The sequence below is a fragment of the Edwardsiella tarda ATCC 15947 = NBRC 105688 genome (assembly GCF_003113495.2).
GTDB lineage: Bacteria > Pseudomonadota > Gammaproteobacteria > Enterobacterales > Enterobacteriaceae > Edwardsiella > Edwardsiella tarda.
Genome location: NZ_CP084506.1, coordinates 710,982 through 736,787, shown reverse-complemented (window position 1 = coordinate 736,787; position 25,806 = coordinate 710,982). Strand labels below are relative to the sequence as shown.

Sequence of the window (25,806 nt, the reverse complement as noted above, 5' to 3'; positions counted from 1 at the left end):
TGACATGACGTATCCAGCCTCATAAGACCACAAACAGCATTCACGCTGGAGTACAAAGCCACTGGCAATAAAAATCAATGAGATAACCGAATATCAGTGATATACCAGGGCAGTGCGTCGCAGGTTACCCTTAGCCGGACTAGTATGGTGCAGAGCTGCCCTTCGTATCGGTGACCCGCATAAAAATGAAAAGATGGCCGCAATCCATAAAACGCTAGACGAATACAGCGCCGAGCATCCGCTCTTTTATGAGGATGAAGTCGATATCCATCTCAACTCCAAAATCGGCGCAGATAGACTGACCCCGAAACCATAGACAAACGCTATCCTCACGAACAGACCCGGTCAAAGACCTCTGGAGTGATGCCGCCCAAGTAGCGGCGGCGGCGGGCCCGGTTGTAGAAGGCTTCAATGTAATCGAAGATATCCGCCCTAGCCAGTTCCCAGGGTTGATAAACGCATTTTCTGATGCGCTCTTTTTGCAGCGAACTGAAGGACACATGATTTTTTCAAATCTGAATTCAAAACCAGAGAGTACCATCAAAAATTCCATTGAAAAAACCGTGCCTCCCGTTGCTAACAGCGGCCAGACAGTGCCAGAGACAAAAACAAAAAAGCCCGCAGTGATGCGGGCTTAGCGGTGTTTTACGGCTTGTCCGTTCAGGCTAGCGCCAGGCGGGAAATCATTCCCACTCGATGGTGGCCGGCGGCTTGCCGGAGATGTCGTACACCACGCGAGAGATGCCGTTGACTTCGTTGATGATGCGGTTGGAGACGCGGCCCAGGAAGTCGTAAGGCAGATGCGCCCAGTGAGCGGTCATGAAGTCGATGGTCTCTACCGCACGCAGCGAGACGACCCAGTCATATTTACGCCCATCGCCCATCACGCCGACGGAGCGTACCGGCAGGAAGACGGTGAAGGCCTGGCTGACCTTGTTATACAGGTCGGCCTTGTGCAGCTCTTCGATGAAGATGGCGTCGGCGCGGCGCAGCAGATCGCAGTAGGACTTCTTCACTTCGCCCAGCACGCGCACGCCCAGACCCGGTCCCGGGAACGGGTGACGGTACAGCATGTCGTGCGGCAGACCCAGCTCCAGGCCGATCTTGCGCACTTCATCCTTAAACAGCTCTTTCAGCGGCTCGACCAGACCCAGCTTCATCTCTTCCGGCAGGCCACCCACGTTATGGTGTGACTTGATCACGTGCGCCTTGCCAGTAGCAGAGGCGGCGGATTCGATCACGTCCGGGTAGATGGTACCCTGAGCCAGCCACTTGACCTGAGGCAGCTTGGCGGCCTCCTCATCAAACACCTCGATGAACACGCGACCGATGGTCTTACGCTTGGCTTCCGGGTCGGCGATGCCGGCCAGCGCGGCGAGGAAGCGATCTTCGGCGTTGACATGGATGATGTTCAGGCCGAACTGGTCGCCAAACATCGCCATCACCTGCTCGGCCTCATTCAGGCGCAGCAGGCCGTTGTCGACGAAGACACAGGTCAGGCGCTTGCCGATGGCGCGATGCAACAGCAGCGCAGTGACGGAGGAGTCGACACCACCGGACAGACCGAGGATCACCTCGTCGTCGCCGATCTGCTCGCGCATGCGCGCCACGGCGTCTTCGATGATGGTCGCCGGCGTCCACAGTGCGGCACAGCCGCAGATATCCAGGACGAAGCGTTGCAGCATACGCTGGCCCTGATGGGTGTGAGTCACCTCAGGGTGGAACTGCACGCCGTAGAAACGCTTCTCTTCGTTTGCCATGATGGCAAACGGGCAGCTCTCGGTGCTGGCGACGGTGGTGAAGTCAGCCGGAATGGCGGTCACCTTGTCACCGTGGCTCATCCACACATCCAGCACGGCCTTGCCGTCGTCGCTGAGGGAATCCTGAATGCCGTCGAACAAGGCGCTGGGCGACGTGATCTCTACCTTGGCATAGCCGAACTCACGCTCGGTAGAGCTTTCTACTCGGCCGCCCATCTGCATGGCCATGGTCTGCATGCCGTAACAGACGCCCAGTACCGGGACGCCAGCCTGGAAGACATACTCCGGCGCGCGCGGGCTGCCGCTTTCCGTCGTGCTCTCCGGGCCGCCGGAAAGGATGATGCCGCTCGGGTTGAAGTCACGGATCTGCGCTTCGCTGACATCCCATGCCCACAGCTCGCAGTAAACGCCGATTTCACGTACGCGACGGGCCAACAACTGGGTGTACTGTGAACCGAAATCCAGGATCAGAATGCGGTCTTGATGAATATTTTGCGTCATTAGTGGCTCTATATTGGCAAATTGAACGGGCAAAACGGTACAAACTCAGTGGGTCAGGCAAATGCCTGACCCGGCTCGCCGGATTATGAACCCAGGCGGTAGTTAGGTGATTCTTTGGTGATGGTGACGTCATGCACGTGGCTTTCCTGGATACCGGAGCCCGTGATACGAACGAATTGCGCCTTGGTGCGCAACTCGTCGATGGTCGCACAACCGGTCAGCCCCATGCAGGAGCGCAGGCCACCCATCTGCTGATGGACGATCTCTTTCAGGCGGCCCTTATAGGCCACGCGCCCTTCGATGCCTTCCGGCACCAGTTTGTCGGCGGCGTTGTCGCTCTGGAAGTAACGGTCGGAGGAGCCTTTGGACATCGCGCCCAGGGAGCCCATGCCACGGTAAGACTTGAAGGAGCGCCCCTGATACAGTTCGATCTCACCCGGGGACTCTTCGGTACCGGCCAGCATCGAGCCGACCATGACGCAGGCGGCGCCAGCGGCCAGTGCCTTGGCGATGTCGCCAGAGAAGCGGATGCCCCCATCGGCGATCACCGGGATACCGGTGCCTTCCAGGGCGGCGACGGCGTCGGAGACGGCGGTGATCTGCGGCACGCCAACACCGGTGACGATACGGGTGGTACAGATGGAGCCCGGACCGATACCCACTTTAACGGCGTTGACGCCCGCGTCGGCCAGTGCCTTGGCGCCAGCGGCGGTGGCGACGTTACCGCCGATGATCTGCAACTGCGGGAACTTGGCGCGCGTCTCGCGAATACGCTGCAACACGCCTTCGGAATGACCGTGTGAGGAGTCGATCAGCAACACGTCGACACCGGCTTCTACCAGGGCGGCAATGCGCTCTTCGTTACCGGCACCGGCACCGACGGCGGCACCGACGCGCAGGCGACCGTGCTCATCCTTACAGGCGTTCGGCTTACGCTCGGCCTTCTGGAAATCTTTTACCGTGATCATACCGCGCAGATGGAAGCTATCGTCCACCACCAGCGCCTTCTCAACGCGCTTCTCGTGCATGCGCTGTAGCACTACTTCGCGGGCCTCACCCTCTTTCACCGTCACCAGACGCTCTTTCGGCGTCATCACGGCGGTCACCGGCAGATCCAGATCGGTCACGAAGCGCACGTCGCGGCCCGTGATGATGCCCACCAGCTCATTACCTTCGGTCACCACCGGGTAACCGGCGAAGCCGTTACGCTCGGTCAGCGCCTTGACTTCGCGCAGGGTGGTGGTCGGCGTGACGGTCTGCGGATCGGTCACGACACCGGATTCGTGCTTCTTCACCCGGCGCACTTCATCGGCTTGACGCTCGATGGACATGTTTTTGTGGATAAAACCGATACCGCCTTCCTGCGCCAAGGCAATCGCCAGGCGTGCCTCGGTGACGGTGTCCATCGCGGCGGACAACATCGGAATATTTAGGCGGATAGAGGCAGTCAGCTGAGTGCCAAGTTCGGCGGTATTCGGCAGAACGGTAGAATGGGCAGGAACTAAGAGAACGTCGTCGAACGTCAGGGCTTCTTTAACAATACGTAGCATGAGCAATATCTCACCAGAGTGGAAGGTCAAACCAGATTTAATATTGCCGCGGCATTATACAGGCCGGAATCGGTTGCCTCCAGCATTTTTTTCAAAAATATCTTGCGATGCATGTTCATGCATGTAGTATCGACTAATTAACAGTATGATTTTAAGTTTGATCTAGGTCACATGACGCAGCCTGTTACCCCCACCATCTTTACCGTCAGCCGGTTGAACCAGACCGTGCGCCAACTGTTGGAGCTGGAGATGGGGCAGATCTGGCTGTCGGCCGAAATCTCCAACTTCTCCCAACCCGCCTCCGGCCACTGGTACTTTACCCTTAAGGATGACAAGGCCCAGGTGCGTTGCGCCATGTTTCGCAACAGCAACCGGCGCGTCACCTTCCGCCCGCAGAATGGCCAACAGGTGCTGGTCCGAGCCAGCATCACCCTGTATGAGCCGCGCGGCGACTACCAGCTGATCGCCGAAAGCATGCAACCCGCCGGTGACGGCCTATTGCAGCAACAGTTCGACGCACTCAAGCAACGTCTGCAAGCCGAGGGATTATTCGACATCCGCCATAAGCAGCCCTTGCCGCAGCCGGCACGTTGCGTCGGGGTGATCACCTCGGCCAGCGGGGCGGCGCTGCACGATGTGCTGCATGTGTTGCGCCGGCGCGATCCGGCCCTGCCGGTGGTGATCTACCCCAGCGCGGTGCAGGGGGCCGAGGCTCCGGCGCAGTTGGTTGGCGCCATCGAACGCGCCAACCAACGGGCGGAGTGTGACGTCTTGATCGTCGGACGCGGCGGCGGATCATTGGAGGATCTGTGGAGCTTTAACGACGAGCGAGTCGCGCGGGCGATCTTCGCCAGCCGTATCCCCATCGTCAGCGCCGTGGGCCACGAGACCGACGTCAGCATCGCCGATTTCGTCGCCGACCTGCGTGCGCCGACCCCCTCGGCGGCGGCGGAAGTGGTCAGCCGTAACCGTGATGAGTTACTACGCCGCCTACTGAGTCAGCGTCAGCGCCTGGAGATGGCGCTGGACTATGCCCTGGCGCGCCAGCGTCAACGTCTGCAACAGCTACACCACCGCCTGGCGCAACAGCATCCCCAACTGCGCCTGGCGCGCCAACAGGCGCAGTTACTCGTCCTGCGCCGCCGTCTGGCGCAAGCCATGGATACCCGTCTGCGTCTGGCGGAACGGCGTTGGCGCCACGGAGCCGAACGTCTCGCCCAACACTCACCGCAACATAGCCTGCGCAACCGGGCCTACCAACTGCAGCAGCTGCAACACCGCCTAGAGAGCCAGCTGCAACGGCGCATGGCTGAGCAGCGCGAATGCTTCGCCACCCTGTGCGCCCGCCTCGAAGGGGTCAGCCCTCTGGCCACGCTGGCGCGCGGCTTCAGCGTCACCCAGTGCGCCGATGGCCACGTGCTACGCCGACGGGCTCAGGCCGCCGTGGGTGACGTGCTACGCACGCGTCTGGAGGATGGCTGGATCGAGAGTCAAGTGACGGGAAGCGTGCCGCTCGCGCCTCGCCGCCGCCGGCGTAAGCCGCACGATGAAACCTAACGCCATACCGACCGGCGGCGTACTCAGCGGGCACGCGCCTGCTCCAACAAGCGCGCGGTGGCGATAGCCTCGATCAAGCGCGGGCGATTGATACGGGGCGAAGCGCCGTCCAATAGGCGCTGCCAGAGAGCGATCGCCCGTGGGTAATCCGCCTGTCTAAAGGCCGCCTCCGCCAGCAACATCAAAGCCGACACCTCTTGCGCGTCTAAACGCAATGCCGCCGTCACATCGGCTTGCGCTGGCGGCGTCATACGCTGCCCGGCGGCGTAGTAGTGTGCCGTCGCCCGCGCTGCCAGCAACTCGGCATTTTCGCCACGGAGCTGCAACGCCCGATCATAGGCGCGCAAGGCCTCGCGATACTCGTTCCGCTCCAGGTAGCGCTGCGCCAAGGCTGCCCACGCCGCGCTATCTTGCGGCGCCGCACGCACCGCCAACCAGCGCTGAGTCAACTGCCGATCGGCCTGCTGCTGAGCGCTCATCTGCGCCGCCTCCTGCTGCTGACGTTGCGCCTGCCACACCATGCTGCCCCGCCCACTCAGCCCATACAGCAGCAACGCCAGTAAGATGGCCAGCAGCGGCCCGAGTAGAGCACCTCCACGCACGCTCATCGCCGCCTCCGCCATAGACCGATCAGTATCAACGCCAACAGCAACGGCGGTAATCCCCATAACGGCATGGTATGGCGATTGATCGCCGGCTGATAGCGGACAAACTCGCCGTAACGCGCCGTCATAAAGTCGACGATCTGCGCCTCGCCCTGCCCCTGCGCCACCCGGCGGAAGACCTCATGACGCATCGCGACGGCCACCGGCGCGTTCGACTCTAACAGGTTTTGATTCTGGCACTGGGGACAGCGCAGCTGGGCGGCGATGGCTAATCCCTGCTCGCGCGCCTGTGGCGTCGGGAATTCCCAGGTATCCACCACCTGCGCCCACAGTGGGCCCGCTAAGGCCAGCCACAACCCGCTCGCTCTCCAGAGCATCGCCATACGCATCAACGCCGCCCTCCTTTCACCAGGCACAACAGTGCCCCAACGATCATCAGGATCGCCCCGGCGCCGATCCAACGGATCCCCTGGCGCAGGTAGAGACGAAGCGCATAGCGCTCCCCCTGCTTCTCCGCCATCAAGCCATACCAATCGTAACGCCAGCCCCAGGCGATGCCCGGTTCGAACATCGCCTGATTACGGGCGAGGTAATAGCGCCGTTCCGGGTAGAGATGCGCCACCTGCCGTCCCTCATGCCATACCGTGATCTCCCCTCGCTCGGCGGTATAGTTGCTGCGGGCGAACTGCGTCACCCCCTGTAAGGTAAAACGATACGCGTCTAACTGTACCGACTCACCGGGCGCCAACACTACGCTGCGCTCCTGCTGCCCGCTGGCGTAGGCCGCGATCCCCAGCGCGCACAACAACGCTCCCAAATGCGCCAAACGGACGCCCGCCGCCGACGGACGGCGCAAGCCACGATAGAGCATCAACGCCAGCGCCAGCAGAGCGAAGGGCAACAATACGCTATTGAAATAGGGCGCCCCGACCGAGATACGCCCCCATCCCAACAAGCCATACAGCATCGGATAGAGCGTCCCCACCAGCACGATCAGCGTGGCGGCGCTAAACAACCACAGTATCCCCTGCAAGGCGCGCGTGGGCACGGCCGAGACACGGCTCAAACGCCCGGCGTAGAGGGCGTATAGCGTCAGCGCGCCGATGGAGAGGCCGCCGAACAGCAGCAATAAGGCCAGCGCCCGCTCCTCATCCAGGGCGAAGGCATGCACCGACAGCAGGACGCCGGAGCGCACGATCAACGTCCCCATCAGGGTGAAGATCAGCGAGGCCAAGGCCAGCAACAACGACCAATGCGCTAAGGCGCCAGTGCGTCGGGTGACGTTCAGGCTATGCAATAAGGCCGTGGCCGTCAGCCACGGCAGCAGCGAGGCATTCTCGACCGGATCCCAGAACCAGAATCCCCCCCAGCCCAGCTCGCTGTAAGCCCACCAGGAGCCGAGCAGAATGCCACCCGTCAGGCAACCCCAGGCGGGTAACAGCCAGCGCCAGCAGCCATCGGCCATCGCCTGCGCCGTCTGATGCGCCAACAGCCCGGCCAGGAGGCGCGCAGCGCAGAGCGCCAGACCGGCATAGCCTAGGTAGAGTAACGGCGGATGGAAGATCAGCCCGGGATGCTGCAACATCGGGTTGAGATCTCGCCCCTGTAGGGGCGCAGGGAACTGCCGGGCGAAAGGATCGCCCAGGGTAACGATAAACACCAAGAAGGCGGCGATCATCAGCGCCATCAGCCCCAGGGTATAGTCGCGCGCCGGCGTCGCCTGTCGGCGAGCGCCCCAGGCGAATAATGCATTCCAGCCAGCCAGACACAACAGCCATAACAGCAGCGAACCTTCGTGTCCCCCCCAGGCGGCGGCCAGTTTCAGCCCCCAGGCCAGCGCCGAATGGCTATGCTGTGCCACATAGTGCAGGGTGAAATCATCCGCCAGTAGGGCCTGTAACAGCAGCAGAAAGGCGGCCAGTACCAACCCCCCTTGCGCCCATGCCCAGCACCGAGGATGCCACGCCGGCAGGCGACGCGCTAAGACGAGACCGCGCAACGCCGCCAGCAGACTGACACACAGCGCCAACAATAAGGCAAAGAAGCCCAGTTCAGGCCACCACAGCATGACGCCTCCTTAGGCGTGAGGAGTGCGTCATACTCAGGCGACGGTCAATTGGCCGGCATACAGCACGAAGAAGCGTAACAGCAGCACCCCACACAGAGTCAGCCCCGCGCTCCACAGAATACGCCGTGCCTCGCTCCAACGCCGGTAGGCATGCACCAACTGCGGTGCCGCCATCCCCACACCGACGACCCCTAGCCAGAGCCACCAGCTCCAGAAGCCCCCATCCACCACGCTGTGAAAGGCGCGTACCTTACCCTCATCCCCCAACGCCAGGCCGACCAGGAAGGCCGCCAGGAGGAAGATCTCCAGCCAGACGATGGGGGCCTCGACACGATGCAGGAAGCGCCGCTCCCGATGCCCCGCCTCTCCGTGCCCCCAGCGCCCCAGCGAGGCAAGCAGTGCCACCGCCACGCCGGAGGAGAGGCCGGAAAACAGGAACAGCGCAGGCAACAACGGGTGATTCAGCATCGGATACGACTTCAGCGCCGACAGCAGGAAACCGGTGTAGGCGCCCAGCAGGATCGCCAGCACCAGTAAGAGGGTCTCCAAGGGGCGTAAGGCGGCATGTAGGCGTGCCAGCCAACGTGGCAACCACACCGCGCGCGGCAACCAACGATGTTGCAAGGCACTCAGCTCGGTATGGAATACCAATGCCAACCACAGCAACAGCGCCAACATGTAGACCTGAAACAGCATAACCCCCATCGACATCACCGAGGTCGGGCTGTAGTGCAGCATCAGCTTCCAGAATGTCCAGGGACGCGCCAGATGGAAGATCAGGATCAACAGCCCCAACATGACCGAGCCGGGTGCCAACCATAAGGTGACGCGCATCAACGCACTCTGACTCTCACCGGCTCCCGGCGTGCTACGACGCAGCACGATCGCCAAGACCACCAGCCCCGAGGAGATGCCGATCAGAAACAGGTACACCGCGATCGGCCAGTCCCACACCAGCGACGGAAAATGAAACGGCGATGTCATTGAGTCACCTCCCCGTAACGGAACGGAATGCGATACAGCTTGGGACGCGTGCCCAACGCCAGCTTGTAGCGATAGGTCGTCTGGCTACGCAACAGGCGGCTCACCGCACTGTCGGGATCGTCCAAATTGCCAAAAGTCAACGCCTGGGTCGGGCAGGCCAGCACGCAGGCTGGCGCCTTCCCCGCCTTCAGGTTGGTCTTGCGACAGAAATCGCACTTATCCGCCGTCTTGCTGACCGGGTGGATAAAGCGCACCCGGTAAGGACAGGCGGCGATACAGTACTGACAGCCGACGCACAGGTCGGGATCGACGTCGACGATGCCGCTAGCGGCATCGCGAAACGACGCTCCCGTCGGACAGACCTCGACACAAGGTGGCGAGTCACAATGCTGGCAGGAGTGGCGAAAGAAACGGTATTTCACCTCGGGGAAACTACCGATGGGGTCGCTGCGCAGGATCTCCAGGCGGGAGACGCCCTCCGGCACCTGATTGACCTCGCGACACGCCTCCATACATGCGGTACAACCGATGCAGCGCGTCTCGTCATACACCATCCCCAAACGGACGCCCTGCGGCGTCGTGCTAGCGGCCACCACCCGCGGCAAGACGCCGCCGGACAGGGCCATCACCCCCAACCCGGCAATAAAGCGGCGACGCGAGCAACTCATGGCTGTGGCTCCTTAGTCGGCGTTGCCGACGGCAGGGTCAGCGTCACCGCCGCGCCATCGAAGGCCGGGTTATTCTGCTGTTGACGGTGGCAGTCGACGCACAGCGTGATACGCTCACGCTCGTTCAGCCGGATGACCGGATCGACGGCGGGATGGGCGCGATGACAGGCGGCGCAGGTGACATTCGCCAGATGCACGTCATGCGGCCAGAAGGCCTTCTGTAGCTTCTCCGGCAGATGACAGGAGAGGCACACACTGTTCTGCTGTGCCGCACTGTGACCATCGCGGTTGAAGCGCATCACATCCGGCGCGCCATCGCGATGCGTCTCCAACGACACATTGCCGTGACAGTTGGTGCAACTGATAGCCTGTTGGGTATTGGGGTTCAACTCCTTCGCGTGACGCCCATGCAGGGCATCCTGCGGCTGTTTATGACAATCCAGGCAAGCCTGGTTCGGGTCGCGTTGCGCCGCGACCTCCGCCGAGGCGGCCGACACGGCACCGGGCGTAGCCTGTGCTACGGCCAATGATGGGGCAGCCAGCGCCAGACCTCCGAGCAGCACCCCAACGCTAAAAAACGAACGCAGTCGGTTCATGATGACTCCATCTGCCATGCCCCGCTAACGCGGGGCCGTGGGGTTAATTATCCAGGCGCCCGGCGCTACGCGCCTGAGCTTCCCACTCGGGAACAACCGTGTTCAGGAAGCGCTGCTTCTCGTCGGTCATCTGCGGCATATTCATCCCCAGCGCCTGCTGAGCCAGTGCCTTGGTGGAAATATCCGGCAATGCGACCGCCTCGTTGACGCCATGACGCGCCAAGACACGCACCAACTGAGTACGCGCGTTAGCGGCCTTATCCAACGCGCTGCCCAGCATGTGCAACGCCACATCCGGCGCATGCATCTGCACCCCGTGAGAGGCGATGGCGAAGTCCCAACGCCATTGGGCATGACGGATATCCGTCAGGATCGGCTGCATCTCGGCCTCCGTGGCGCCGGCGGCCCAAGCGGCCTTAGCCTCGAAGTGCGCTCGCACCAACTGATCCTCCGCCTTCAGCTTGAGATCTTGGATGTCTTGCTTACGCTTGGCTACGGTCTGCTGCAAGGTGGCCTTATCCTGAGTGTGGCAACTGCGGCAGGTCTGCTCGAAGTTATCGAAGGGATTACCGATCTTGTGGCTGGTGTAGAGCTTACCCTCGGCATTCTGTACCTTGGGCATGTGGCAATCGACGCAAGAGACATTATTCTGGCCGTGGATCCCGACGCGCCAGGTCTCATATTCGGGGTGCTGCGCCTTTAACATCGGCGCCTTGGAGAGCGGGTTCACCCAATCGGTGAAGCCAATACCGTCGTAATAGGCCTCGATCTCATCGACCTGGGTCCCTTTATCCCAAGGCAGCTTGACGTGCTTCTCCTTGCCGGAGAAGTAATACTCCACGTGGCACTGGCCGCAAACCATCGACTGCTGATCGAAACGATTACCCTGTTCGAAGGGCTTGCCGATCGCCTCTAGGGCGCGTATCGCGTAGGGACGTGACAGGTGCAAGGCCGGTTTTCCGGCGGCAAAATCGGCCGACGCGGTGTTGTGGCAATCGGCGCAGCCCAAGGCATTGACGATCTGTGGCCCGCCGCTCGCCCAGGTACCATGGTAATAGGCATCCTCGCCCTGTTCGGCGATCACCCGCGCCACGTCGGGGCTCTTACAACTCCAACAGGCCATCGGCTGCGGGCCATCCTCCGGCTTCATCGGTGCTCCGGTACGCAATGTCTCGCGTACATCGGTTAACGCATAGGCGTGCCCGCGCGGCTTGTTATAGTCTTTGGCGAAGGCGTAACCGGCCCACAAGATCACCAGGCGGGGATCCTCGGCCAAGGCATCGGCTCGCTCGCCCTGCTCCGACGTTGCCAGCCAGGAGGCGTATTGATCGGGGTGAATGGCGGCGAAACGATCGTTGCGCGCCTCCACCGCCACGCCAGCAGGCGGCGGCGCCGCGTTTCCTTTCTCTGTCGCGTCGGCGGCCTGCGCGCCCCAACCCCATAACCCTAACACCACCCCGCACAGCATCCGTTGTAGTGCATTGCTTACCTTGCTCATAAGCGTTCCATCCACCGTTATAACACCTGCCTGGTAGCTAACCCGCAGGTTAGGATTAACACAGCGCACATCCCTGGGCGTGAGGATGAAAATAATTGCCAGAGCGAAGTAAAACAGCCAGCAGCGACATAAATAATGGTATCTCGCCTAATAAATATTTAATGCACCCCAGTCTGCGCGCAGTTTATTTTTATTGATCGCCCACCATAAATAGCAAAAACCACATAAAAAATATTGCTTTCGATCAAGGCGAGAAAAAACCATACATAACAATGAAATATTCTGTAGATAAGGCCACGAAGAGGAATGAAAACATGGTCTAATACACGCCAGAGCTGAGGAAAACCCGACAAAACAAATAAAAAACAACTCGCGCTTATCACAACAAATAAAAAATACCCCAAGCGGGGTATTTTAATTTAAATAAAATAGAGTCGTTGCGTTAGCAGGGAATATAGCGAAAATGTACCTGCTTTTTCGAAATCAGACCATGACCCTGTTGGCAAAAATAGTCGACGGCACCGCACGCCTGCAATACTTGCAAAGGGTGTTGGCATTGCGGGCACAAAGCCTCGCGGCGGTAGGCTTGCTGACAGACGGGGCACACCCAGCGCCCATCTTGCCACGTTAGCGCCTGCTGGCACTGCGGACAGGTGTCTTGCATCATACGCTCCTAAATCACTCCCCACTGACGTAGAAAGTAGAGTCCCAACGCCGTGGTGAAAAATGAACCCAATGTGGTGATCGCGATGATATTCGCCGCCAGCGTCGCATTACCGCCCATCGCCCGCGTCATCACATAGCTCGCCGCCGCGGTCGGCGTCGAACTCAACAAGAAAATCACCCCCAGCGTAACATGGCGGAAACCGAACAACCAGGCACCACCGGTCATGAAGAGCGGCAAGAGCAGCAGCTTGGCCAGCGAGGCATAACCAGCCACATTCGATGCACCGAACATGGCCCGCCAATCGATACTGGCACCGGCGCACAGTAACGCCAACGGTAGGGCCATCGCCGCGAGGAAGTTACCGGTGTCATGCACCACCTGCACCATCGGCCAGCCGCTGGCGGCCCACAGCAGCCCAAGGATGATGGCGATGATCAGTGGATTCAAGGCGATCCCGCGCAACATGCTGCGCCAACCGATCCCCTGTTGAGTATCGCCGTAGAGCGAGCGTGTCAGGGTGATCACCGACAAGACATTAAACAGGATCACCGTCACCGCCATATACAGTGAGCCGATCGCCACCCCTTCGCTGCCATAGGCGCTGGCGCAGTAGGCTAAGCCGACGATCGCCGTATTGGCGCGAAAGCCCCCCTGGACGAAGATCCCCCGCTCGCGTGCATCACGCACCAGCCAGCGAGAGACCCACTCTAACAACAGGAAGCTGAGTAGCGTCGCCCCGGCACCGTACAGCACGAAGGGCAGGTTTTGGCGTAGCGAGGCTTGGCTGGTGGCAATGCTGAAAAACAGCAGACAGGGCAGCGACAGGTTAAACACCAGGCGCGTGGCGCTATCGCAGAAACGATCGTCGAGCAGACGCCAACGGCGCAGCAGGATGCCGATCAACAACATCAGCAGATTGGGAACGGTCACGCCAAAGGCGAAACTCCAGGTCTCCCAGGACATAGCACATCCTTGTTGCAAGGCGGGAAAGAGTGGGCATTTACGTTAGCACAGCGCCAAAAAAAACGGGACACTTTCGTGTCCCGCTTGGCGTCGTTACTTGGCCTTTCTCAGATGGCTCAGTAAGCGCTTACGCTTACGCATCTGGTTAGGCGTCAAGGTATTACGCTTACCGGCGAACGGGTTATCCCCCTCTTTAAACTGGATACGAATCGGGGTCCCCATCACGTTTAACGAGCGACGGAAGTAGTTCATCAGGTAGCGCTTATAGGAGTCCGGCAGATCTTTTACCTGGTTGCCATGGATCACCACGATCGGCGGGTTGTAGCCACCGGCGTGCGCATACTTCAACTTCACGCGGCGTCCACGCACCATCGGCGGTTGGTGGTCATCTTGCGCCATGGTCATGATACGCGTCAGCATCGAGGTACTGACACGACGGGTGGCGCTTTCATAGGCCTCTTGAATCGACTCGAACAGGTTGCCGACCCCGCTGCCATGCAGCGCGGAGATAAAATGGATGCGCGCGAAGTCGACGAAGCCCAGGCGCAGATCCAGCATATCCTTCACCTGCTCCTTGACCTCCAGACTCAGGCCGTCCCACTTGTTGACCACCACCACCAGTGAGCGCCCACTATTCAGGATGAAGCCCAGCAGCGAGAGATCCTGATCGGAGATGCCCTGGCGCGCATCGATCACCAGCAGTACCACGTTAGCGTCTTCGATCGCTTGCAGCGTCTTGATCACCGAGAATTTTTCTACCGTATCCGTCACCTTGCCGCGCTTACGCACCCCGGCGGTGTCGATCAACACGTATTCGCGCTCATCGCGCTCCATCGGGATGTAGATACTGTCGCGCGTGGTGCCCGGCATGTCATACACCACCACACGATCCTCACCCAGGATGCGGTTGGTAAGCGTGGACTTACCCACGTTAGGACGACCGACGATGGCGATCTTAATCGGTTGCCCGATCGGATCAAACTCCTCCTCTTCGTCGGCCTCAGCCTCAGCCTCGGCCTCTTCCGCCTCAAGCTCGGCCCAATAGGCGGCATTCGCCTCCTCTTCGCTCAGCTCCGGCGCCGGCTCCTCCTGCGGGATGAACGGCACCAGCGCATCTTCGATCAACTGGGTCACACCACGGCCATGCGAGGCGGCGATCGGATGAACCTCACCCAACCCCAGGGAGTAAAAGTCGCCGATGGCGACATCGGCATCGATGCCATCGGTCTTGTTCGCCACCAGGAAGGTGGACTTATCACGGCTACGCAGATGACGGGCGATCGCCTCATCCGCCGGCAGCAGCCCGGAGCGGGCATCGACCAGGAACAGTACGATGTCGGCCTCTTCGATCGCCAGCAGCGACTGCTCCGCCATGTGGGTTTCGACCCCATTCTCGCTACCATCGATCCCACCGGTATCGATGATGATAAACTCGTGACCGTTCACTTCAGCACGACCATACTTGCGATCTCGGGTTAACCCGGGGAAGTCGGCGACCAGCGCATCACGGGTGCGCGTCAACCGGTTAAATAAGGTGGATTTCCCCACATTCGGGCGCCCGACTAGCGCGACGACAGGTATCATTGTTGAAGCCTCTATTACGTAATCTCATCCTGCAGCGCCGCTCGGCGTACAGGAATATGCAGAAGATGAAACGGCCCCTGAGGTCATCAGGAGCCGTTCCGGGCGGTAGAAAACCACCCTATATCATTTTATAAATCAACGGGAAATAGCGTAAACGTCACCACCACGCGCCTGAATAATCAGGTTATCCCCCGCGACCTGACCGGCGCTGAGCAGACCCGAACTATCCAGTTTCTGCTCCACCACCAGGCGTCCATCGTCCGGGTTGATCCAGTACAGGTACCCTTCCGCATCGCCGACCACCAGGTAGCCGCGATACAGTACCGGCGCCGTCACGCCACGGTGCAACAGCTCACTGTTCTTCCACAGCACCACACCGCCGTTGATACCCAGGGCGGCAACGCGGCCATCCTGATCCACCAGATAGATGCGCCCGCCATCGACGATGATGTTATTCACCCCGCCCATGTCGCGCTTCCAGACGATCTGGCCAGAGCGCAGATCCAGCGCCGACAGGCTGCCGTTGTAGCCCAGGGCGTAAACCACCCCATCAACCACCACCGGCGTCATGTCGATGTCGTTCAGGCGATCGATCTCAGTCGCACCGGTCGGCTGCGCCACCCGCTGCTGCCAAATCATCTGCCCTTGTTGCAGCAATACCGCACTGACGCGGCCGTTATCGCCACCGACGATCGCCGCGCCATAGGCGACGGCAGGTGCCGACTCGCCACGCAGCGTCAGCGACGGCATATCCAGGCTCACGGTCCACTTGATCGCGCCGTCGTTCTCATCCAACGCCTGCAACATACCATTGCTGGTGTGGATCAGCACCAAACCATCGCTGACCACCGGACGGGAGATAGCCTCACCGGCCACCGTCGTCTTCCAGGCCACGCTGCCGTCGTCGCTATTCAGCGCATACACCACCGCGTGCTCGGAGCCGACATACAGCTTACTACCGGCAACGGTCAGCCCGCCGGAGAGCAACGCGTCGCTACGTGAGAACCAGCCGTCCTTCTCACCCAGATTCACCGACCACAGCTTGTCGCCATTTTCGGCGTTCATCGCCATCACCAGCCCCTGACGATCGGCGGCATAGATATGATTATCTTGATACGCCGGACGCAGGTGGGAGTAAAAATCACCGACACCGTTACCCACCGAGCGGCTCCAGACCGTCTGTGGAGTAAACTGGTTTTCAACCTGCGGCAACGGCGCCATCACCACCGTATCCGTCTCGCCGCTAAACCAGGAGCACCCGCTCAGCATGGTTGCTGACAGTAAGCCGACCAGGAGCGTTTTACGCAATTGCATCGATTATCCCCTTAACTGGATAAATTATTCAGTTTCATTCGCAGTAGCGCCTGCAATGACTGAGAGGCCCCCTCTGCCAGCCCTTTGCTGTAGGCCTCGCGCGCGCCCTTGGCGTCACCCTTCTTCAGCAACACATCACCGCGCACATCCTGAGCCAACGCCTGCCACCCTTTGGCGGTGACGCCATCCAGGGTCTTCAGCGCGGCATCCAGTTGGTTATCCTGTAGTTGTACCCGCGCCAGACGTAGATCGCTCAGCGCCTTCAGGTTTTCATCCTTTGCCTGTCCTGCCGCCCAGGCTAACTGGCTCTGCGCCTTGCTAAACTCGGCCTTATCGACCTCGTGTTGCGCCAGCTGAAGCGCAGCCAAGACACCATAGTTATTGGCGTTCTCTTTGATGAAGGCCTCGCTGAGCGCGACCCCATCCTGCTTGCCGCCGCTCAGCGCCTCACTGGCCTGCTGGTAAGTTTGGGAAGCCTGCGCCATGCCGGCCTGTTGATGGTTGGCCCAATAACGCCAGCCAAACAGTGCGCCGACGCCGATCACCACCCCGACCACCAGCGTTTTACCATACTCTTGCAAGAAATGGCGGATGGCATCAACCTGTTCGTTCTCTGTGCTATAGACTTCCACGGTTTCTTACTCCTTAGCCCAACATGGTCGCCAACAACGCCGCGGCCTGATCCTGCGCCACGCTCTGCTGTTCGCCGCTTGCCAGGCACTTCACATTCACCTGACCGCTCTGCACTTCGCTCTCTCCCAGCACCAGGGCGATACGGGCGCCCCACTTGTCGGCACGAGCGAACTGCTTCTTAAAGTTACCGCCGCCGTAGTTAGTCATCAGACGCATCTGCGGCAGCGCATCACGCAGCTGCTCGGCCAGGCGCATCGCCGCGCTCTGGGTCCCCTCGCCGACGGCGATCAGGTAGACATCGACCGTACGCTGCGGCAGGAAGTCCGGGTTAACCGCTTGTACCAGCAGCACCAGACGCTCCAGCCCCATGGCGAAGCCGACCGCCGGTGTGGCGTGGCCGCCCAATTGCGCCACCAGACCATCGTAACGGCCACCGGCACAGACGGTGCCCTGGGCGCCCAGGCTGTTCGTCACCCACTCGAATACGGTACGGTTATAGTAGTCCAAGCCACGCACCAGGCGTTCATTCACCGTGTAGGCAATACCGGCGTCGTCCAGCAGGCGGCATAGCCCGGCGAAGTGGGTGCGAGACTCCTCGTCCAGATAATCTGACAGACGCGGGGCATCGTTCAACAGCGCCTGCACGTCGGGATTCTTCGAATCCAGCACACGCAACGGGTTGCTGTACATGCGACGTTTGCAGTCTTCGTCCAGCTGATCTTTATACTGCTCCAGATAAGCGACCAGCGCATCGCGATAGTTAGCGCGCGCCTCCAGCGAGCCGATGGAGTTCAGTTCCAACGCCACGTGCTCGGCGATGCCCAACACTTTCCACCAGCGAGCGGTCATCATGATGATTTCGGCATCGATGTCTGGACCGGCGAGGCCAAACACCTCGGCACCCAACTGATGGAACTGGCGATAGCGCCCCTTCTGCGGACGCTCATGACGGAACATCGGCCCGATGTACCACAGACGCTGCTCCTGATTGTACAGCAGACCATGCTCGATCCCGGCGCGCACGCAACCCGCGGTCCCTTCTGGACGCAGCGTCAGGCTGTCGCCATTGCGGTCTTCGAAGGTATACATTTCTTTCTCAACCACATCGGTCACTTCGCCGATGGCGCGTTTGAATAACGGGGTCTGCTCTACAATCGGCAAACGGATCTCGCTGTAGCCGTAGCTGGCCAGCACCTGCTTGAGCGCCGCCTCGATCGGCTGCCACAGCGCCGTGTCTGCCGGCAGATAGTCGTTCATGCCACGAATGGCCTGGATATTCTTAGCCACGTCAACTCTCTATGTAATTTGCAAAAACTGGCCCGATTATAGAGGCAACGCTAGTCCCTCTTCAACGCGGGCAGACTACGGCGCCGCCGACGCGGCGCCGTGCATGTCATTAGGCGTCCAGTTGGGTGATGCCGATTCGCATCTTCTCATCCAACTGCGCCGCCTTGGCGCGGATCTTCGCCTCCAACTGATCGATGATGGCGCTGTTGTCGAAACGCTCTTTCTGACGCACGCCATCTTCGTAAAACCCGCTCTTATTATGGCCGCCTGTCACCCCCAGCGTCGAGACCAACGCCTCGCCCGGGCCGTTAACTACACAGCCAATGATGGAGACATCCATCGGCGTGACGATATCTTCCAGACGCTGCTCCAACGCATTCACCGTGCCGATCACGTCAAACTCCTGACGCGAACAGGTCGGGCAGGCGATGAAGTTGATGCCGCGAGAACGGATACGCAGCGACTTGAGGATGTCGAACCCGACCTTGACCTCTTCCACCGGATCGGCGGCCAGCGACACACGCAAGGTATCGCCGATCCCTTCCGCCAACAGCATGCCCAGCCCGATCGCCGACTTGACGGAGCCACTACGGGCGCCGCCCGCCTCGGTGATCCCCAGATGCAGCGGTTGATCGATACGCTCCGCCAATAGGCGATACGCCCCGACCGCCAAGAAGACGTCGGAGGCCTTCACGCTGACCTTGAACTGATCGAAGTTGAGCCGATCCAGAATGTCGACATGACGCATGGCCGACTCCAGCAACGCCTGCGGCGTCGGTTCGCCATACTTCTCCTGGATATCCTTCTCCAGCGAGCCGGCGTTCACCCCGATACGGATGGGAATACCGCGCTCACGCGCGCAGTCGACCACCGAACGGATGCGACTCTCGTTGCCGATGTTGCCGGGGTTAATGCGCAGGCAGTCCACGCCGTACTCCGCCACCTTCAAGGCGATGCGGTAGTCGAAGTGGATATCCGCCACCAGCGGCACCTGGGCCTGCTGCTTAATCAGCTTAAAGGCCTCGGCCGCCTCCATGGTCGGCACCGAGACCCGCACGATATCGACCCCGACCCGCTCCAAGGCGCGGATCTGGGCCACCGTCGCCGCCACATCGGTGGTACGGGTGTTGGTCATAGACTGGACGGCAATCGGAGCGCCGTCACCGATCGGCACACTGCCGACATTGATACGCGTCGATTTACGGCGCTTGATGGGGGATGCGTTATGCATGACTTCTCTCCGCCCTTGCCGTAACTCAGTTAGCCGCCGCAGGTTGTGCGTCTAACGTCAAACGGGCAACCTGGCTTGACTTGATAAAACGACTCAGATCGACCGGCTTGCCCAGATACTGGATCTGCACCGCCGCTGGCGCGCCGATCTTCAGACGGTAAGGCGCCTTACCGGAAAGTTCGAGCTTCGCCCCTGCCGGTTGCAAGCCGCTGAACAGGATCTTACCGCTGGCATCACGCACTTCCAGCCAGCACTTGTCGTTAAAGTGCATGACCAGAGGCTGTGTGCTCGCCGCCTCGCTCCCTGCCGCAACGCTAGCCGCCGCCGTCGGCAACGCCGTAGATAACGGCGTGACATCGGCTTGGCTCGGCGCCACTACCGCGCCGGGTGCCGTCGTCGCGCTCGGTGCCGGAGTCGCTTGCGCGCTCCCGTTGGCGGCGTTGACGGCCGGAGGGGTGCTCTCACCCTGCGCCGCCGGGGCCGCGCTATCGCTGCTGGTCGGGGCGATAGGGGTCGCAGGCTGGGAGGAGGATGCCGTGCTGGCCGCCGCGTCATCCGCCGCCGACGCCGCGGAGGCGGACAAGTCGACGGGCTGAGCCTGCTGCTGTTTCGCCAGCTGCGCCGAGGACTCATCGGCCATCTCGACGATATCCTGCTGCTGAGCCTTATGGTTCTGCCACCACCATGACCCGGTGATGCCAATTACCACAAAGATCACCAGCCAGGTGAAGGTCATCAACCAGCCTTCGCGTTTCTTACGCCGCTTGCCCAGCGAAAAGCTTTGCATCGGCGCCATTTTTACCGCCCGGACCGGTGCCTGCTTGGCCAGCAGCGGTGCGATCTCCTGCTCGGGGATCTGTACCAGCTTGGCATAGGCGCGGATATAGCCACGGACGAAGGTTGACACTAAGCCATCGGGGGCCTTGTCTTCTTCGATATCTCGTATTGTCGAGAGCTTCAGACACAGGCGTTCTGCCACCTGCTGCTGGGTAAGCCCTAAACGTTCACGGCCCTGGCGCAGACGCTCGCCAGTGCTCATCGGTGCTGCTTGATCTTGGGAGGCTTCAGTATTCATTCGCTAGGAACTGCTGGTACTGTTGGGATTGTGGAAAATTTCGCGCCAGTTGTTTGCCATAACGTTCAAGGTTCGTCTGGCGCCCATCTAACGCAGCGAAACGGATTTGTAACCATAAACTATCGGCGCTAGCCGGTAAAATATGATTGTAAACATCCAACATCAGTCGTGCTTCCGTGCGCTTACCCTGTTGTAGCGCTTGCGAGGCCGCCGCCAGCAGGTGCGCGCCCTGCTGCGGATCCGCCTTCAACGCACGGATGAAAAGTCTACGCGCCTCATCGGGACGGGCGGCATGCAAGAAGCAGCTTCCTGCGCTGAAAAATGCGCCGGCAACCCATCCCTCATCGGAGCGGGAGGCCGCCGCGTTAAACTGTTGTTGCGCCGCTACATACTGCCCTAAAGTGCAGAGAAACGCACCGTAATTATTCATCACGGTGGCGCTGTCCGGCGCCGCCGCCAGTGCCTGGCGATAGCCTTGCGCGGCCGTTTGCAACTGACCGCGCTGTTGCTGATACATCGCCGTCAGCAGCAAGGTACGATAGTCATCAGGCGCGGAGGCCGAGAGTTGTGAGAGCGCCTGTTGTGCCTGCGGCAGATCGCCGCGTGCCAACGCCGTAAATGCCTGCTGCGGAAGCGGTAACGCCGCCGCGCGATCCGGTGAGGTCTCGACTGACCGTTCAGCACACCCGGCCAGCACGACGGCCAACCCCCAACTCATCACCGCCCTTATCGTTCTCATCCCTTGCTCCCGCACTCTCGCATGCGAGCAAGCCTCGATGTGAGGCGCGCGCCGCCAATCAGCGACGGGCGCCCTGTTACATCAGACTTCGCGCACGTTGATAGGTTCCCCGGCCGCCTGCTTCTTCAGGGTCCGTTTGGTTCGGTCGATGACCTCGCCGGCCAACTGACCGCAGGCCGCGTCGATGTCATCACCACGCGTCTTACGCACGATGACGGTAAAGCCATACTCCATCAACACCTTAGAAAAACGGTCGATCCGGCTGTTGGAGCTGCGGCCAAAGGGCGCGCCCGGGAAGGGGTTCCATGGGATCAGGTTGATCTTACATGGGGTATCCTTCAGGCATTCCGCCAGTTGGTGGGCGTGCTCCGTCCCATCGTTGACATGGTCCAGCATCACATACTCGACCGTCACCCGCCCCTGATTGGCATTGGATTTCTCCAGGTAACGACGCACCGACGCCAGGAAGGTTTCGATGTTGTACTTACGGTTGATCGGCACGATCTGGTCGCGGATCGCGTCATTCGGGGCATGCAGCGAAATAGCCAACGCCACGTCGATCATGTCGCCCAGCTTATCCAGCGCCGGCACCACCCCTGAGGTGGAGAGGGTGACACGCCGCTTGGAGAGGCCGAAACCAAAGTCATCCAGCATGATCTCCATCGCCGGGATCACGTTGGTCATATTGAGCAACGGCTCACCCATCCCCATCATCACCACGTTGGTGATCGGACGGTTGCCGGTGACCTTCTGAGCGCCAATGATCTTGGCCGCGCGCCAGACCTGACCGATGATTTCCGACACCCGTAGGTTACGGTTAAAGCCCTGTTGTGCCGTCGAACAGAATTTGCACTCCAGCGCGCAGCCCACCTGGGACGAGACACACAGGGTGGCCCGATCGTCTTCCGGAATGTAGACCGTCTCGACTCGCTGGTCACCGACCTGGAGAGCCCACTTGATGGTGCCATCGGAGGAGCGCTGCTCCACCGCCACTTCCGGCGCCCGGATCTCCGCCACCTGTTTCAACTTGGCGCGCAGCACCTTGTTGATATCGGTCATCGCATCGAAGTCGTCGCAGCAATAATGATAGATCCACTTCATGATCTGATCGGCACGGAACGGTTTTTCGCCCATCGCGGCGAAGAATTCACGCATCTGCTTACGGTTCAGATCAAGCAGGTTAATTTTTTCCGCCGGCTGGGCTGCGCAAGGCGCCCCCTCGGCAGAGAGTGGGTTAAGATGAATATCAGACAAGGGAGACTCGACGGCAGTGGCATCGGGCGCACGGCCCGCATGCGATGAAGGATTCTTGGACATAAAAATAGCTAGGCCTCGTTGTTACACTTTGCGGCTCATTGCCATCGCGCCGCCTGCGGCGAGATGGAAAAACGGGTAGACAATAACGCCCCGGTAGAAACACGGGGCGCTATATTGTACTCACTCTCGCCAGACGATGCCATGGCGATCGTGCATCCGGGGCGGATTTCACCGCCAGACTACGGCTTCAACGCGTGCGCGGGCAGAGCTCGTCGGCGCTGAAGAAGTAGGCGATCTCCCGCTCGGCGGAGGCGGGCGAATCGGAGCCATGCACCGCATTCTCCGTCAGGCTATCGGCATAATCCGCACGCAGTGTGCCCGCCAAGGCATTCTCCGGGTTGGTTGCCCCCATGATCTCACGGTTGCGCCGAACCGCGTCCTCCCCTTCCAGTACCTGTACCATGATCGGCCCAGAGGTCATAAAGTTGACCAAGCCAGTAAAGAAAGGACGCTCGCGATGCTCGGCATAGAAGCCTTCCGCCTGCTCGCGCGTCAGGTGCACCATCTTAGCGGCGACGATCGACAACCCTGCCGCCTCAAAGCGTGCATAGATGGCGCCGATCACATTTTTGGCAACCGCATTCGGTTTTACGATGGAAAAGGTACGTTCTAAGGTCATGTCTACCCCTGTCAGACTGCTTGAATCAAAATCCGCGCGGGATTCTACGGCGCCACGGCGCCGGAAGAAAGCCGACCGGCCATGCTAACGCCATGAGCAGACGGAAGATTTTACTTACGGATCCCTCCGGCGACGGCGCAACGCCGGCCCGATATCACCCCAAAGGGTATCCTGGCCAAGCGCGTCGATTATAAGGTGAGCGCCGGGGCGTTGCCTATGGTGCCCGGCGTTAATTTGTTAAAAAGATATGAATTTTTTGATGCCTACCACAGCGATGCACACGGTGGTAGGCGAGGTGCGCTTAACAACTCGGCGCGATGGGAATGGCATTACGTAACCATCCCCCCCAACGCCGTTGGTAGGCGGGGGTGATATGGGTACGTAGATAGTCAGCCAGCGGATCGGCTTGCGTGCGGCGAATACAGCAGACATCCACCACCTCATCCTGCTCCAGCAAGCCACTGACCAGGGTTCCCGCCTCGTGGATCAACACCTGGTGAGCCGCCTCGTCGTCGCCCTCCAACTCCAATGCCAGCAACAAGACGGGCTGCTCATCACACTGCGGATCTTGGAAATGCACCAACCAAGCGCTACGCACCAGCTCGCGTTGCCCGCACAGCGTCGCCAGTCCCGCTTGCAACGCCTCTGGCGGGCTCTCCAACGGCCCGATACGAATCGACTGCCCACCGTCGATCACCAGACTCTGCGACGGCGCCATGCCATCACTCGCTAGGAGCATGGCAATCTCTTGTGGATAGAAGGCTTTGCCCTGTTCACACTTCGGGTTGAGGAATAACTGCTCGCCACGGGTCAGGCTAAACAACTCGCGCGCCGGCAACGCCGTCACCGCGCCTGCCGCCTCACCGCCCAGCGCCTGTTGCAGACGCTGAGGCGATGAGAAGAAGGGGATGACGCTACTTCCATCGCTCATCTCCCAGTGTTCGATCTCCACCCCCTCATCCTGCTCGCCCTCTGCGCTCGCCGCACGCAACGGTAGATAGACCGTCGCCGCCAGCAGCTCGCGGTAGAATAACGCCAGGTAAGCGGGATCGCGGCTCGCCTGCATCAGGCTCGCCTCGAGCCGCTCCTCCGGCGTCGCATGGTGATGATCATGGTGATGATCGTGCGGCTGTTCGCCAGGCTGTGGATGATTATCGCTTGCGCACACCGTACTCACTCCTGTTATCCGATTCCATCTTCTCTCAGGCTAACGGCCCCGCCATGCAGGCGAGGCCAACAGCATCACGTTAGCAGCACGCGGCCTGATTAAGCAGCAGGCGCGCCAATGTCCGCACCCCGATACCCGTCGCGCCAGCCGCCCACTGATCCACCGCCGACTTGCGGTAGGTGGCGCTACAGTCGATATGCAACCAACCGTGGCGATAGTCGCTGACGAAGTGTGACAGGAATGCCGCCGCCGTGCTGGCACCGGCGGAGTGCGCCGCTCCGGCCACGTTGCTGAGATCGGCGAAGGAAGATGGCAACTGGCTGCGGTGGAACTCGGCCAGCGGCAGACGCCAGAAGGGCTCATCCTCCTGGGCCGCGCTCGCCTGCAATGCCGCCGCCAAGGCGTCGTCGAAGGAGAACAACGCGTGATAGTCGCCACCGAGGGCGGTCTTGGCGGCACCGGTCAGGGTGGCACAGTCGATGATCAGGCGAGGATTCTGACGCGAGGCATCGATCAAACCATCGGCCAGCACCAAGCGCCCTTCGGCGTCGGTGTTCATGATCTCAACCCGCTTACCGTTACGGTAATGGATGATGTCGCCCAGCTTAAAGGCGTTACCGCTCACCAGGTTATCGGCGCAACACAGGTAGAGTTTGACCCGCGCCTGAAGCCCCTGGGCGATGGCCAGCGCCAGCGCGCCGGTCAGCAGTGCCGCACCACCCATGTCGGACTTCATCGAATCCATGTAGGCGCTCTGCTTCAAGCTATAGCCACCGGAGTCGAAGGTGATACCTTTACCGACCAGGCAGGCCAGCACCGGCGTCGCCGGATCACCGCTCGGGTTATAATCCAGCTCTAACAGAGCCGGAGAGCGAGACGAGCCACGCCCGACGCTGTGCAGCCCCATATAACCCTGCTCACGCAGATCCTCCCCCTTGGTGATGCGGTAGTGGATGCTGTCGCAGGCCTGAGCGCACAGCAGATCGACCGCACGTTGCGCCAGTTGGGACGGCCCCAAGGCCTCCGCCGGGGTATTGATGATCTCGCGGACCCAGTCGACACTCGCCAGACGCCGATCCAGCTCGCTGCGATCGGCGGCGCTCAACGCCGGCCATTCGATCTGCTGGCCGCCTTTCGGGTTACGGTAACCCAGCCAGAAGGCCCAACTGGCGGCCAGGCTCCAATCATCGCCGACCAAGGCGACACGCTTCACGCCTTGTCCATCGAGGCGACGCGCCGCACGCTGGATCAGCCCGATATCGACCCCTTCTCCGGCATGGATGGTCATCCCTTGGGCGTCGGCGCTCACTAAGGCATCGTTGCCCCAACGTGCATCGGCGGCCTGACGCGATAAACGGATCGGCATCAATTCATTCGTCATGCTAATTCTCCCGCTTGCTTACACGGCCCGCACCAGCCCTT

Annotated in this window: 23 protein-coding genes and 2 pseudogenes; 2 read left to right on the top strand and 23 right to left on the bottom strand. The window is 60.7% G+C overall.

Going from position 1 to position 25,806, the window contains the following annotated elements; translation table 11 throughout:
- Positions 1–34: 34 nt before the first annotated feature.
- Positions 35–295, top strand: a pseudogene (locus tag DCL27_RS03405) (IS630 family transposase); the annotation flags it as partial.
- Positions 296–329: 34 nt separating this feature from the next.
- Here DCL27_RS03405 and DCL27_RS03400 read toward each other — a convergent pair.
- From DCL27_RS03400 to guaB, 3 genes and pseudogenes are all read right to left on the bottom strand, one after another.
- Positions 330–494: pseudogene (locus DCL27_RS03400) on the bottom strand (IS3 family transposase); the annotation flags it as partial.
- Between the two features lie 189 nt (positions 495–683).
- Entirely contained in the window at positions 684–2,261 is a 1,578-nt protein-coding gene (gene guaA / locus DCL27_RS03395) for a glutamine-hydrolyzing GMP synthase (protein WP_035600811.1), read from the bottom strand.
- Between the two features lie 83 nt (positions 2,262–2,344).
- Positions 2,345–3,811 carry an IMP dehydrogenase gene (gene guaB, locus DCL27_RS03390; RefSeq protein WP_035605329.1) on the bottom strand — a complete coding sequence of 489 codons (1,467 nt, stop codon included), beginning with the start codon at positions 3,809–3,811 and terminating at the stop codon, positions 2,345–2,347.
- Positions 3,812–3,982: 171 nt separating this feature from the next.
- Between guaB and xseA the strand changes: the two genes are divergently transcribed.
- Complete coding sequence (xseA, locus tag DCL27_RS03385; RefSeq protein WP_035601105.1) at positions 3,983–5,368, top strand: exodeoxyribonuclease VII large subunit; 1,386 nt, start codon at positions 3,983–3,985, stop codon at positions 5,366–5,368.
- Between the two features lie 23 nt (positions 5,369–5,391).
- Here the strand turns inward: xseA and DCL27_RS03380 are convergent, their stop codons facing one another.
- The 20 genes from DCL27_RS03380 to pepB form a co-directional block, all read right to left on the bottom strand.
- Positions 5,392–5,976, bottom strand: a complete 585-nt coding sequence (locus tag DCL27_RS03380; RefSeq protein ID WP_035601103.1) for a TPR domain-containing protein — start codon at positions 5,974–5,976, stop codon at positions 5,392–5,394.
- Positions 5,973–6,362 (bottom strand): cytochrome c-type biogenesis protein CcmH, encoded by a 390-nt coding sequence (locus DCL27_RS03375; protein ID WP_005289523.1) that lies wholly within the window; start codon positions 6,360–6,362, stop codon positions 5,973–5,975. The genes DCL27_RS03380 and DCL27_RS03375 overlap by 4 nt, the downstream gene beginning before the upstream one ends.
- Complete coding sequence (gene nrfE, locus DCL27_RS03370) at positions 6,362–8,041, bottom strand: heme lyase NrfEFG subunit NrfE (protein WP_109691549.1); 1,680 nt, start codon at positions 8,039–8,041, stop codon at positions 6,362–6,364. Before nrfE ends, DCL27_RS03375 begins: the two co-directional genes overlap by 1 nt.
- Positions 8,042–8,074: 33 nt before the next feature.
- Positions 8,075–9,025: a cytochrome c nitrite reductase subunit NrfD gene (nrfD, locus tag DCL27_RS03365; RefSeq protein ID WP_228594472.1), complete on the bottom strand. Its 951-nt coding sequence runs from the start codon at positions 9,023–9,025 to the stop codon at positions 8,075–8,077.
- Complete coding sequence (gene nrfC / locus DCL27_RS03360; RefSeq protein WP_035600146.1) at positions 9,022–9,693, bottom strand: cytochrome c nitrite reductase Fe-S protein; 672 nt, start codon at positions 9,691–9,693, stop codon at positions 9,022–9,024. The genes nrfD and nrfC overlap by 4 nt, the downstream gene beginning before the upstream one ends.
- Complete coding sequence (gene nrfB, locus DCL27_RS03355; RefSeq protein ID WP_035600147.1) at positions 9,690–10,289, bottom strand: cytochrome c nitrite reductase pentaheme subunit; 600 nt, start codon at positions 10,287–10,289, stop codon at positions 9,690–9,692. Before nrfB ends, nrfC begins: the two co-directional genes overlap by 4 nt.
- A gap of 43 nt (positions 10,290–10,332) precedes the next feature.
- Positions 10,333–11,757, bottom strand: a complete 1,425-nt coding sequence (gene nrfA, locus DCL27_RS03350) for an ammonia-forming nitrite reductase cytochrome c552 subunit (protein ID WP_309573983.1) — start codon at positions 11,755–11,757, stop codon at positions 10,333–10,335.
- Between the two features lie 472 nt (positions 11,758–12,229).
- Positions 12,230–12,451, bottom strand: coding sequence for a zinc ribbon domain-containing protein (locus DCL27_RS03345; protein WP_005289535.1), 222 nt, complete (start codon positions 12,449–12,451; stop codon positions 12,230–12,232).
- A 9-nt stretch (positions 12,452–12,460) separates the two neighbouring features.
- Positions 12,461–13,417 (bottom strand): AEC family transporter, encoded by a 957-nt coding sequence (locus DCL27_RS03340; protein WP_005289536.1) that lies wholly within the window; start codon positions 13,415–13,417, stop codon positions 12,461–12,463.
- Between the two features lie 93 nt (positions 13,418–13,510).
- Entirely contained in the window at positions 13,511–15,001 is a 1,491-nt protein-coding gene (gene der / locus DCL27_RS03335; RefSeq protein ID WP_005289538.1) for a ribosome biogenesis GTPase Der, read from the bottom strand.
- Between the two features lie 135 nt (positions 15,002–15,136).
- A complete protein-coding gene (gene bamB / locus DCL27_RS03330; RefSeq protein ID WP_035600152.1) occupies positions 15,137–16,315 on the bottom strand; it encodes an outer membrane protein assembly factor BamB in 1,179 nt (392 codons plus the stop codon).
- A gap of 11 nt (positions 16,316–16,326) precedes the next feature.
- A complete protein-coding gene (locus DCL27_RS03325) occupies positions 16,327–16,947 on the bottom strand; it encodes a YfgM family protein (protein ID WP_005289543.1) in 621 nt (206 codons plus the stop codon).
- A gap of 13 nt (positions 16,948–16,960) precedes the next feature.
- Entirely contained in the window at positions 16,961–18,235 is a 1,275-nt protein-coding gene (gene hisS / locus DCL27_RS03320) for a histidine--tRNA ligase (RefSeq protein ID WP_035600154.1), read from the bottom strand.
- 109 nt (positions 18,236–18,344) lie between these two features.
- The gene (ispG, locus tag DCL27_RS03315) at positions 18,345–19,466 is read right to left on the bottom strand and encodes a flavodoxin-dependent (E)-4-hydroxy-3-methylbut-2-enyl-diphosphate synthase (RefSeq protein WP_005289547.1); all 1,122 of its coding nucleotides are present in this window, start codon (positions 19,464–19,466) and stop codon (positions 18,345–18,347) included.
- Between the two features lie 25 nt (positions 19,467–19,491).
- Entirely contained in the window at positions 19,492–20,541 is a 1,050-nt protein-coding gene (rodZ, locus tag DCL27_RS03310) for a cytoskeleton protein RodZ (RefSeq protein ID WP_035600158.1), read from the bottom strand.
- Positions 20,531–21,280 carry a type IV pilus biogenesis/stability protein PilW gene (gene pilW / locus DCL27_RS03305; RefSeq protein ID WP_071526379.1) on the bottom strand — a complete coding sequence of 250 codons (750 nt, stop codon included), beginning with the start codon at positions 21,278–21,280 and terminating at the stop codon, positions 20,531–20,533. The genes rodZ and pilW overlap by 11 nt, the downstream gene beginning before the upstream one ends.
- A gap of 81 nt (positions 21,281–21,361) precedes the next feature.
- Positions 21,362–22,534, bottom strand: coding sequence for a bifunctional tRNA (adenosine(37)-C2)-methyltransferase TrmG/ribosomal RNA large subunit methyltransferase RlmN (locus tag DCL27_RS03300; RefSeq protein WP_172953296.1), 1,173 nt, complete (start codon positions 22,532–22,534; stop codon positions 21,362–21,364).
- A gap of 250 nt (positions 22,535–22,784) precedes the next feature.
- Positions 22,785–23,216 (bottom strand): nucleoside-diphosphate kinase, encoded by a 432-nt coding sequence (gene ndk / locus DCL27_RS03295; RefSeq protein WP_005289558.1) that lies wholly within the window; start codon positions 23,214–23,216, stop codon positions 22,785–22,787.
- Positions 23,217–23,517: 301 nt separating this feature from the next.
- Positions 23,518–24,384: an enhanced serine sensitivity protein SseB C-terminal domain-containing protein gene (locus tag DCL27_RS03290; RefSeq protein ID WP_035600162.1), complete on the bottom strand. Its 867-nt coding sequence runs from the start codon at positions 24,382–24,384 to the stop codon at positions 23,518–23,520.
- Between the two features lie 79 nt (positions 24,385–24,463).
- On the bottom strand, positions 24,464–25,765 hold the full coding sequence (pepB, locus tag DCL27_RS03285) for an aminopeptidase PepB (protein WP_035600163.1): 1,302 nt from the start codon (positions 25,763–25,765) through the stop codon (positions 24,464–24,466).
- Between the last annotated feature and the right edge of the window lie 41 nt (positions 25,766–25,806).

Excerpts from the sequence above, each read along its gene's own strand:
- nrfD (WP_228594472.1), bottom strand. The coding sequence starts at position 9,025 with ATGACATCGCCGTTTCATTTTCCGTCGCTGGTGTGGGACTGGCCGATC.
- ndk (WP_005289558.1), bottom strand. The coding sequence starts at position 23,216 with ATGACCTTAGAACGTACCTTTTCCATCGTAAAACCGAATGCGGTTGCC.
- nrfA (WP_309573983.1), bottom strand. The coding sequence starts at position 11,757 with ATGCTGTGCGGGGTGGTGTTAGGGTTATGGGGTTGGGGCGCGCAGGCC.
- DCL27_RS03380 (WP_035601103.1), bottom strand. The coding sequence starts at position 5,976 with ATGAGCGTGCGTGGAGGTGCTCTACTCGGGCCGCTGCTGGCCATCTTA.
- guaA (WP_035600811.1), bottom strand. The coding sequence starts at position 2,261 with ATGACGCAAAATATTCATCAAGACCGCATTCTGATCCTGGATTTCGGT.
- pepB (WP_035600163.1), bottom strand. The coding sequence starts at position 25,765 with ATGACGAATGAATTGATGCCGATCCGTTTATCGCGTCAGGCCGCCGAT.
- pilW (WP_071526379.1), bottom strand. The coding sequence starts at position 21,280 with ATGAGAACGATAAGGGCGGTGATGAGTTGGGGGTTGGCCGTCGTGCTG.
- DCL27_RS03375 (WP_005289523.1), bottom strand. The coding sequence starts at position 6,362 with ATGCGTATGGCGATGCTCTGGAGAGCGAGCGGGTTGTGGCTGGCCTTA.
- nrfC (WP_035600146.1), bottom strand. The coding sequence starts at position 9,693 with ATGAGTTGCTCGCGTCGCCGCTTTATTGCCGGGTTGGGGGTGATGGCC.
- xseA (WP_035601105.1), top strand. The coding sequence starts at position 3,983 with ATGACGCAGCCTGTTACCCCCACCATCTTTACCGTCAGCCGGTTGAAC.
- ispG (WP_005289547.1), bottom strand. The coding sequence starts at position 19,466 with ATGCATAACGCATCCCCCATCAAGCGCCGTAAATCGACGCGTATCAAT.
- guaB (WP_035605329.1), bottom strand. The coding sequence starts at position 3,811 with ATGCTACGTATTGTTAAAGAAGCCCTGACGTTCGACGACGTTCTCTTA.
- der (WP_005289538.1), bottom strand. The coding sequence starts at position 15,001 with ATGATACCTGTCGTCGCGCTAGTCGGGCGCCCGAATGTGGGGAAATCC.
- rodZ (WP_035600158.1), bottom strand. The coding sequence starts at position 20,541 with ATGAATACTGAAGCCTCCCAAGATCAAGCAGCACCGATGAGCACTGGC.
- bamB (WP_035600152.1), bottom strand. The coding sequence starts at position 16,315 with ATGCAATTGCGTAAAACGCTCCTGGTCGGCTTACTGTCAGCAACCATG.
- nrfE (WP_109691549.1), bottom strand. The coding sequence starts at position 8,041 with ATGCTGTGGTGGCCTGAACTGGGCTTCTTTGCCTTATTGTTGGCGCTG.
- DCL27_RS03345 (WP_005289535.1), bottom strand. The coding sequence starts at position 12,451 with ATGCAAGACACCTGTCCGCAGTGCCAGCAGGCGCTAACGTGGCAAGAT.
- nrfB (WP_035600147.1), bottom strand. The coding sequence starts at position 10,289 with ATGAACCGACTGCGTTCGTTTTTTAGCGTTGGGGTGCTGCTCGGAGGT.
- DCL27_RS03340 (WP_005289536.1), bottom strand. The coding sequence starts at position 13,417 with ATGTCCTGGGAGACCTGGAGTTTCGCCTTTGGCGTGACCGTTCCCAAT.